This is a genomic window from Acetobacter senegalensis (assembly GCF_001580995.1).
GTDB classification, from domain to species: Bacteria; Pseudomonadota; Alphaproteobacteria; order Acetobacterales; family Acetobacteraceae; genus Acetobacter; species Acetobacter senegalensis.
In genome coordinates this window covers 106,166-115,993 of sequence record NZ_LHZU01000142.1, presented here as the reverse complement: position 1 = coordinate 115,993, position 9,828 = coordinate 106,166, and the positions used below count along the sequence as shown (strand labels likewise).

Here is a 9,828-nt window from a genome sequence, read left to right as displayed (position 1 = left end):
CAATGAATCACCATAGCCGTCCAAACGCTACCGGTTTTTGCAGGTCTCCAGCTTGGTGTTCATGCCCCCTTTAGTGCGTCCGATCAGGCGGCCTGGATCCCTTTTTTAACCGCAGGCTCGAAGCCGTGCGATGTGCCTTGAGATAGGTCGCATCAATCATAATAGTCTGAGGCTCAGCCTTCGCGGCAGACAGGCCATCCATCATCCGCATGAAGATCCCCATAGTAATCCAGCGCTTCCAGCGGTTGTAGAGCGTCTTGTGGGGGCCGTATTCCCGGGGCGCATCACGCCAACGCAACCCATTACGATTGACGAAGATGATGCCACTCAGCACGCGACGATCATCAACGCGTGGCCTGCCGTGGCTTTTGGGAAAAAAAGGGATGCAAACGATCCATCTGCTCATCCGTCAGCCAATACAGGTCACTCATCTTCAGTCTTCTCACATAGCCTGAATCAGATTGCCGCCTTCAAATCAATGGGTCCTGAGCCTAGGATTTTGAACATCAGCACCGGATCAAACGGCGGACGACCGCCTTTACTGCCGTCTGCATAGGCAAGTGCCTTTTCCAGATCAGAGCGGAACACTTCAAAATCCACAGTCCGGGAAAATGCTTCGAGTTGGTCACCAAGCCCACTCAACCGAGCAAGCCGCTCTTCAACATTAAAGAAACCCGGCTGCTTCATCATCCATCCTCCCACCACGAATGGAATCACAATCAATAGGTCAGAGCTAGGGGTTTTTCGAACCCTCGATCTTCAATCCGCTGCGCCAGGGCCTCCATGAGACAAGGTGTGATGCGGCGGGCAGCACCACCACCATGACGATCAATCAGCCTCGCAGGCCCTTGTGCGGAAAATCAATCAGGCCGCCTTTTGAGGCAGACACTAACATTCCACAGTATAAATAGCACGCAAATTTTTGGTTTTACTACCAACTATATGACAAGTTTCCGTAAACTCTTCGGCCCTGTCCGTAAGAACAACTTCCATTTCCATAACAAGATGTCAGGTAACCTTTATCAGTTAGATTTGAGATTGCCAGTTGCGCTCGAAGACCTTTTAACGTTGACGACATATTTCCAAATTCATAGTGCGCACCGATATCAAATACCGTATAAGCAGGCACCTTAAGAGAATTGGCATCGCTAGAGTATGTAAAACCAGTATACCGGACACCAAAATTCATACCAAGCCCACGAAATCTAGTTTCAGACAAGGTATAGTCAAAAAACAAATTCGCCATATTTCGTGGAACAGCTCTAAGATACTTTCCTTGCTCAGGAACATAACCTAATTCATTTCCGGTTGCATCATAGGAAATTTCTGATGTTCCGCTTTTTGTCACCCTCGCATCAGTAAAAGAATAAGAAGCAATAAGATGAAGGTCGTGCGTAATATTCGCATGCGCAGAGAGTTCGATGCCCTTTGACACTACTGTCCCCGCGTCAATTGAATAATTTGGGTGCTCTGGGTCGGTCGTTTTATAATGATTCTCTTTGATATGGTATGCAGCAGCAGTGAGGAATACATCTGTATGCGGAATATAATATTTTAAACCAGCCTCGAATTGGCCGCCCTGTAACGGAGCTATCGGTTTACCCGAGAAGTCGTACGATCCTTCTTGTGGCAAAAATGAGGTAGCATAGCTAAAGTATGGCGTAAGGCCAAAGCTAAAATTATATGTGAACCCTGCGCGCCAAGTAAACTTTGATGCGCTGTACCCTCTCGTTCTCGTATAATGAACTGCTGTATATGTGCCGTCGCCATTTCCACCTCCCGAGTAGGTATCTGTGGATGCTGAGGCCCAATCTTGTCGTCCACCGACTATCACAGAAAGACGGCCAAATTTTATTTGGTCCTGAAAATATATACCTTTCTGGAAATAACTAGATTTTGTATTAGATACAGATGTAAAATCTGGGCCAGTAAATGAATAATTAGGCTCAATACCTCCATAAATTGGATTATAAATATCTATCGGAAAATCATTAAAATCATAGGTAAGCGGCTGAGAAATATCTATTTTTCTAAAATCCATACCTGCAACAAGCGTCTGATTTACTGAACCGGTCGGAATATGACCTACAAATCTGCTATCAAGCCCGATATTATCATTTTTATTTCGACTTTTCCACGCATTACGATATAGCGTTTGCCCGTCACTACTTTGGTAATCTTCATAATATTGATTCATGCTTTGTTTGGAATTAGAATATCGAAATACCTGCTGAAATGATAGATATTTATTAAAAGTATGATCAAACTGATATTCAAATTCAGCAGATGTCGCGCCTGATTTGTTAACTTTTGGGTCACCCAAAAACCGACTACGAGGTATCGTGCGGCCATTATTTGGAAGTAGCGTTCCGTTAAGAGGGTACCCAACCCAATTTATTCCATCATTTGGTGTATATACGTAACTACCGATTAAAGTTAGATTGGTTTTTTTATCGATCTTCCATTTAATTGATGGTAAAATACCTAGTCTTTTATAATGGATATAATCAGTCTGCGAACCTTGGGTTACGCCGATTGCAGCCACTCGGTACTGGAGATTGCCAGATTTGGTAAGGTTATCCCCGATATCGGCAGTGGCTTCATATCGTCCCCAGTTGCCAAACCCTAATGATACGTTATGAATAGCGGTATCTGTCGGCTTTTTTAGGCTGGTCGCAATTAGACCGCCAGCCCCCACCTGTCCATATAGTACGGAAGCAGGGCCATTTACCGCCTCAACTCGTTCTACAAAGGCCGTCTCTCCTGCTGAATAGCTTCGTGTATTCAATCCATCTACGAATTGGCTCGCATTAAAACCACGCATTAAAATTGAAGCGCTAGTTCCTCCCCCTGTCCCATTAATGGCCATGGATCCATTATCGCCTGTACCATACTGACCAGCATAAACTCCAGGGGTATATCGAAGCGCCTCCACGATATTTTGAGGCTGTTGGTCTTGCATTTGCTGTTTTGTAATAACGTAAATAGAGTTCGGGATTTCTGTAATAGGTGCGTCCGTTTTTGATCCAGCGGCTGTATAATGCGCAACATATCCTATGCCGGGTCCAGTCGCTGATTCATGCTCCGTCGTGCCCGCCACCCGAACAGGACCCAATATTATAGAATGTTCACTATTTTTTATTATTACAAGTGTTGCTCCATCTGAGTGATAGGACAAACCTGACCCCGAAAGAATTATTTTTAACGCGTGTGACAGCGTATAACTTCCTTCCAAAGATGGGGCTATCTTTCCATCGGTTATGCTTCTGTCAAATGAAATTTGTATATGCGCTGCATGCGCGATATTTAATAGCGATTTTGAAAGTGTACCGCGCGGGATGCTGATAGGAACCGTGGTATTTTCTTTATCGGAGGACGCATGAGCCAACCGTGGAAAAGATAGAGCAATAGGAACAATTGCCCAGAATAAAATAATTTGGATATCTGCGGTTCTTTTAGAAGTTTTTGTTTCTGTCAAGAGGCTTGTTTGAGAACTGCTGAGCATATAAAACCTGCCTTAGATTGTCAGATAATTTTGGTGACGCATAGACGTATGGAGCAGACAGAAATTAACACTCGAAGGTTCTTCTACCACTACTTTGGCAGAAGATTTGGAATAAGGATTCCCAACGGGAGCGATCTGTGATTCATGGAAGACCAGCTGCAATGCAAGTTGGCGATGAACAACGACTGACGATCGGATCTGGAAGTATGGCTTGCGCCATTTCTGTCAGCACCAGGTCACAAAGCGCAGAGGGCGATGCGTCCGGCTTACATTGCAGGCCTGATCGGACCCGGTGACCGCAAGAGTGTGCAACCCATGGCTGCACGCAGTGGCGATATTCCTTATGACCTGTTGCATCATTTCGTCAGTGCCGGTCGTGGGACAGTGCGCCACTTGAGACTGCTCTGTGGTGGCATGCTGACCATCTGGTGGGCGGCGAGCGTTCGTGGCTGATCATTGATGATACCTCCCTTCCCAAAAAGGGAGACCATTCTGTTGGCGTGGCTCCCCAATTATGCTTCGACCCTGGGCAAGAAAGCGAATTGTCAGACACTGGTGTCCGTGACACTGACTTCGCGTGAAGTGCCACTGATGCTGGTACTCCGTTTGTTCCTGCCCGACAGCTGGACAGCAGATCCGGTACGCCTGAAGCGGGCTGGCATTCCACTGGAACATCAGGGCCCGCAGACCAAACCGGAGATGGCTATCGAAGAGATTGATCGCCTCTGTGCTGCAAGTGTCCGTTTTGGCTGTGTTCTAGCGGATGCCGGTTATGGCCTGTCTGCCCCATTCCGTCAGGCCCTGAGTACACGGAACCTGCGCTGGGCAGTCGGAATTCCGCGTCATCAGAAAGTCTATTCCGCCGATGTGGAGCTGGTGATTCCGGTTAGGAAACGCGGCCCATCCCGGATGCATCCGTTACCGGATCAGCAATCTGTTCCTGCCCATAAGATACTGGAAACTGCAACGTGGCGCAGGGTCATCTGGCGTCTTGGAACCAAAGGCGGCCTGGCTACCCGCTTTGCAGCCATACGGATACGCGTTGCAGATGGTCCAGCCCAACGTATCGGTGGCCGCACGGCCCAGCATATGCCCGGAGAGGAAGCCTGGCTGATTGGCGAGCACCGTTCCACCGGAGAACGGAAATACGATCTGTCCAACCTGTCTGCCGACACCTCCCTCAGGCTACTGGCCGCTGCGATCAAGGTCCGATGGGTCTGCGAACAGGCTCATCAGCAACTCAAGGAGGAACTGGGCCTCGATCACTTTGAGGGGCGATCATGGACAGGCCTGCACCGACACGCACTGATGTCCATGATGGCCTACGCCTTTCTCCAGTCCCGGCGCCTCACGGCGGTCGGGCGGAAAAAAAAAGAGTCACCGGCCCACCTCCACAGCCCAGTATTCCAGCAATACGACAGGCTATCCTTGATCGCATCCTGCGACCACCCACCGGGCAATGTCCGCACTGTGGAAACCTTCTACTTCAGACCCCACAAGAAATTCTACCAAAGTAGTGCTACGGCGTGTCGTCAGTTAAGCCCAGAATGCGATACATGAGGATTGTACTTTGTGGTGCTTTATGATGTCTGTTTTCCCGGTTTTGGGGGAGACCGACGAATGCGACGTTATGGTTTGCGCGACGAACAGTGGAGGAGAATAAAGGACCTTCTTCACCGGTCGTGAAGGTCATATCGGTGGCACGGCTGCGGATAACCGTCTATTTGTGGAGACGGTACTGTATCGCTATCGCGCGGTCATTCCATGGCGTGATCTTCCGTCCCTGTTCGGTGACTGGAAAAACGTGCACCGGCGTTTGCGCCGCTGGTGGGCTTTGTTGCGGAAATGCCTGCGCGGGATTCATGGGGTGTATCTGGTCTGGTAGGCTGGTTGTCATGAGCAAGCCGAAGCCCACGCGTTACCGAACGACGAATTGCTCCTCCTCTAACGCGTCGCTGAAGAAGCGTGGGTCTTTAACAGTGTGGTTTGACCCGTCGATGAACTGGGAGGGCCTTCCGACCGGGCGTCGGGGCCGTCAGCAGAGTTACAGCGATGCCGCGATACAGACCTGCTTGACGTTGAAGGTTCTGTTTGGTTTTGCCCTGCGACAGGCGATGGGTTTCGTTGAAAGTTTCCTGCGTCTGGCAGGACTTGCGTGGTCTATGCCAGATTTCAGCACGCTGAGCCGCCGGCAAAAATTCCTGACGGTCGATATTGCCTATCGTCGTTCGGACGGCCCGCTCCATCTTCTGATCGACAGCACCGGGATCAAGGTGGAGGGAGAAGGTGAATGGCACCGGCGTAAACTCCATATCGGGATCGACGAAGGATCTCTGGAAATCAGGGCTGTTGAGATCACGAAAAACAATGTCGGTGATGCTCCGGTTCTGCCGATGCTTCTGGGGCAAATCCCCGATGAAGAAGACATCGCCAGCGTCACTGCTGATGCCGCGTATGATACAAGGACATCTCATGAGACCATCGCCGAACGTGGCGCGCAGGCCATCATTCCCCCGCGCGGGAATGCAAACCATGGAGATCCACATCACCAGGCGCCGTTGCCAGGAATGAAGCCCTGCGGGCCTGCAAGCATCTTGGACGAACCATCTGGAGACGATAGAGCGATTATCATCGACGAAGTCGCGTCGAGACGAAAATGCACTGCTTCAAACTACTGGGCCAGCGCTTAAGTAATCGCGATTTCGACCGCCAGATCACCGAAGTTCACATCCGCGTCGCCATCCTCAAGCGCTTCACAGCGCTCGGAACCCCTCTCACACGCGCGGTCGCGTAACGGAAAATTCTATAACGGCCTCGCCACGCCGATCGACCAAATTGTGCAACAGAGCTTTGCTTAGGCGGATGAGTGCCAACCCGTAGTAATTCCGATTGCGGAAGCGCCTGCCATACCTCGAACACAGAGCGCAACCTATCACACAGAAATTGAAATCATCGTCCGTTAGGTCAAAAATCAGGTATCAAGGGCTTCAGTCTATGGTTCTTTGAACTCTGCACCTGCTCCTGCCTCTTTGATAGGGAAATATCAAAAGAGACGCCTATGTCATGGGTTTTCATTGAAATAGACGAAGTGATTGCAATGCTCACTAAACATGAACAACTGGTGATTTTCGTCGATTGTCCTGAATCTGTAAAGAAATACTTCTAAGGCTACGGACAAGATCATCAATAACGACATCTGGCGTATGTAATCCCACCGTGTAACGGATAAGTGTGTCCGATATTCCCATTTCCGAACGCTCCGCCCCACTTAATTTATAATACGTAAATTCTGCACATTGCTCAACCATAGCATGATGTGAACCAAAATTTGTGCCCATAAAAGGAACCTCTAGCCTATCAATAAATTTTTCCGCCTCTTCAGCACTACAGCCAAGTTCAAAAGCAATTACTCCTCCATGACCAGAAAGGTATCTAGAAGCAAGCGAAGCATGTGGGTGTTTTGATAGCCCCGTATAATATACCCGGCTAACTATTGGGTTTTTTTCTAGAGCTTTCGCAACAGTAAGGCCCGTCCGATTGAGTTTTTCCATACGAACGCCTAACGTTTCAAGACTCCGGGAAAGCAGAAAAGCCGTAAACCCGTCACATACCGCACCGGAGATATTTCGATAGTTACGAATCGGATCAATTAACTGCATCGAACCGCAGACACACCCCGCCAGCAGGTCGCCGTGGCCGCCGAGATATTTTGTGCAACTATGAACAACAAGATCAGCACCGAACTTCGTCGGTTGACAGTTAATCGGGCTTGCAAATGTACTGTCCACGATCAGCAGCGTTTTCGACGGGTCAATGACAGACTTTATGTATTCTAAATCAACCAGATACATGTGCGGATTGGATGGCATTTCGACAAATACAATCCGACATCGATTGTCATACTGCTTCTTAAATTCTTCGTTGAATTCTTCAATATCAGCCTGACATATCGCGCAGGATTCCACGCCATACTGGCTCATCTGCTCATTGAAGAATGTCCGCAGATTGCGATACGCGCAGCCCGTATAAAGAATACGATCACCCTGTTTGCACAGCGCAGAAACCGTATTGGCCACAGCACTCATGCCCGATGGGAACAGAAGGGCCGCCTCAGTGCCTTCCAATTGGGCCAATTCAGCTTCTGTCTGCAGCCATGAGGGATTATCATACCGACCGTATCGTCCCCCAGATATCTCTCCAGCTTTATAACGCCGGAACTCCTCCGTATCACGAAAGTAGTAGGCGCTGCTTACCGAAATTGGAGGTACCACGGCATTCAAGTACGGAGCACGAATAGTCTTGGGCATGAGGCCCTCCTAAATGGGGTGGGCCGAACTGGCACGCTGGCACAGAGCCCGGTGTGAGATGATCGGTTCAATGCAATCGCCGTGCTTCTTGATAAGATGCTACGGTTCGCGGGCATTTCCGCTCCTATACAGGGAAATCATTCTGCTATTTTGAGGAGATCGTGACCGACAGCCAGAGCACAATCCTTACGCGACTGCATCGCGTTCGCATTTTTGGCGGAGATAACTGTATTCGTCTGCAACGCGTCATTTATGACGTTCCTTCCGACAGCCACGATAAAGATCACCCTGCCGAAAGAAACAGGCTCACTGTCGCATCAGCAAATCATGTCCCTTCGACCGCGAGACTTTCCTTAGACGTATTTCAGATTGCAATATTAACCTTGCTGAGGAAGTGAACTCGGTCTGTTTTTTTCTCACGCAGCATCAAAAATGCGCTTGGTAACCGTCTATGGTGCAAACAGAATGTCACTGGCGACATAATAATCAAAAACACCCTTACCGGAGTTTCCCACTTATGGGAGATAGCTTACGCAGGAGAGTTGTCGCGGAAAATCGAGGAAAGATGGCCCGCACTTATCACTGGACGCCGCATTTCAGCGCGTATCCTGCTTCCTCACGCGGGACACATCAAATCGACTGTCTAGCACTACAGTTGCATATTATATTGAGTTTTGAATCTATGGGTCACCATGATTCAGGATATGATGAGTGGCGGTGCGTCTGTTGAAGAGACGCTGGATTTGTGGGCGTCCGGGCTTCGGTCCGCCAAGGAGCGGATCGCGCCGTTGTTTACGCAGAAGCGTGTTGCGGCTTCTGCGTGCGCCTTCCTTGACGTTCTGATTGGCAATGAACCACGCAAGACGGGATGGATGCGTGCGGAAGCCGCAGGAGATCCCGGTCCATGGCGGCAACAGGCGCTTCTGGGGCGCGGGCACTGGGATGCCGATGCCCTTCGCGATGTCGTCAGGGAGCATGTGGTCGAGCATCTGGGCACTGAAGATGGCGTGCTGGTCATCGATGAGACCGGTTTTCTGAAGAAAGGTCAGGCGTCCTGTGGTGTGGGGCGGCAATATACGGGCTCTGTCGGCAAGATCACGAACTGCCAGATTGGTGTATTTGCCACTTATGTATCGGCGCGGGGCCACGCCTTTGTTGACCGCGCCCTGTATCTTCCAAAAGACTGGACGTCGAACCGTGAGCGCCTGAAACAGGCCCACGTTCCCGATGACGTGGTGTTTGCAACCAAACCGGCGTTAGCCTCGATGATGATTGAGCGGAGTATTGAGGCCGGTGTGCCCTTCCGCTGGGTTGCAGCAGACAGCGTGTATGGCGTCGGCGATGTGGAACGCACGCTTCGCCGGACAGGAATTGGATATGTCCTTGGGGTCAGAGGCAATCACTGGTTCGGGTCATGGGCGACAGGCTCGCTGATTGCAGGAGAAGCCAAAGATATTGCCGCAAATCTTCCAGAGCAGGCCTGGTGCCGTCTGTCAGCGGGAAGCGGCACAAAGGGCGAGCGGTTATACGACTGGGCGTATCTTCCGCTTGCCGATCTGGATGCTGAAGAATTTGACTGCCCTATAGCCGGACCATGGACACGTGGCCGGTTGATCCGCCGGAACATCGCCGATGGAGACCTTGCCTGTTTTACGACATGGTGTCCAAAAGGAACAACCATGCAGGAACTCGTAAACGTTGAAGGCACGCGCTGGAGAATCGAAGAATGTTTCGAGACGGCCAAAAACGAATTCGGTCTTGATCATAACGAAACCCGTTCCTGGCATGGTTGGCGTCGGCACGTCTCTCTGGTCATGCTCGCCTATGCCGTCATGGCCAGTGTCCGTTACCAGGCAAACGCACTGAAATCGAAAAAAACACTGCACCGGACACGACAGTCCTTGTCCGCTGGTCCATACAGGAAATCAGGCGTCTCGTCGTAAAACTCTCACAACGCACATTGCCCCTCGCCCACATCCTCAGATGGTCCGTCTTTCGACGAACACATCAGGCCAG

The 9,828-nt window shown here is 50.2% G+C and carries 3 protein-coding genes and 6 pseudogenes; 5 read left to right on the top strand and 4 right to left on the bottom strand.

All coding sequences use genetic code 11. From position 1 onward, the window contains the following. Positions 1 to 48: 48 nt before the first annotated feature. The 3 genes and pseudogenes from AD948_RS13635 to AD948_RS17875 all read right to left on the bottom strand — a co-directional run. A pseudogene (locus AD948_RS13635) lies at positions 49 to 431 on the bottom strand (IS5 family transposase); the annotation flags it as partial. 61 nt (positions 432 to 492) lie between these two features. Further along, positions 493 to 690 (bottom strand): annotated as a pseudogene (locus AD948_RS13630) (IS5/IS1182 family transposase); the annotation flags it as partial. A 241-nt stretch (positions 691 to 931) separates the two neighbouring features. Continuing rightward, positions 932 to 3,505, bottom strand: coding sequence for a TonB-dependent siderophore receptor (locus tag AD948_RS17875; protein WP_082782461.1), 2,574 nt, complete (start codon positions 3,503 to 3,505; stop codon positions 932 to 934). Between the two features lie 255 nt (positions 3,506 to 3,760). Between AD948_RS17875 and AD948_RS19005 the strand changes: the two are divergent. The 4 pseudogenes from AD948_RS19005 (at position 3,761) to AD948_RS13610 (ending at position 6,299) form a co-directional block, all read left to right on the top strand. Then, a pseudogene (locus AD948_RS19005) lies at positions 3,761 to 4,086 on the top strand (transposase). Then, positions 4,061 to 4,855, top strand: a pseudogene (locus tag AD948_RS13620) (IS701 family transposase); the annotation flags it as partial. The pseudogenes AD948_RS19005 and AD948_RS13620, both read left to right, overlap by 26 nt. Positions 4,856 to 5,125: 270 nt before the next feature. After that, positions 5,126 to 5,333 (top strand): annotated as a pseudogene (locus AD948_RS13615) (transposase); the annotation flags it as partial. A 67-nt stretch (positions 5,334 to 5,400) separates the two neighbouring features. Further along, a pseudogene (locus tag AD948_RS13610) lies at positions 5,401 to 6,299 on the top strand (IS5 family transposase). Between the two features lie 310 nt (positions 6,300 to 6,609). Here the strand turns inward: AD948_RS13610 and AD948_RS13605 are convergent. Continuing rightward, positions 6,610 to 7,812, bottom strand: coding sequence for an aminotransferase class I/II-fold pyridoxal phosphate-dependent enzyme (locus tag AD948_RS13605; RefSeq protein WP_061472394.1), 1,203 nt, complete (start codon positions 7,810 to 7,812; stop codon positions 6,610 to 6,612). Between the two features lie 692 nt (positions 7,813 to 8,504). Here AD948_RS13605 and AD948_RS13600 point away from each other — a divergent pair. Further along, positions 8,505 to 9,755, top strand: a complete 1,251-nt coding sequence (locus tag AD948_RS13600) for an IS701 family transposase (RefSeq protein WP_061472393.1) — start codon at positions 8,505 to 8,507, stop codon at positions 9,753 to 9,755. The last annotated feature ends 73 nt before the right edge of the window (positions 9,756 to 9,828 follow it).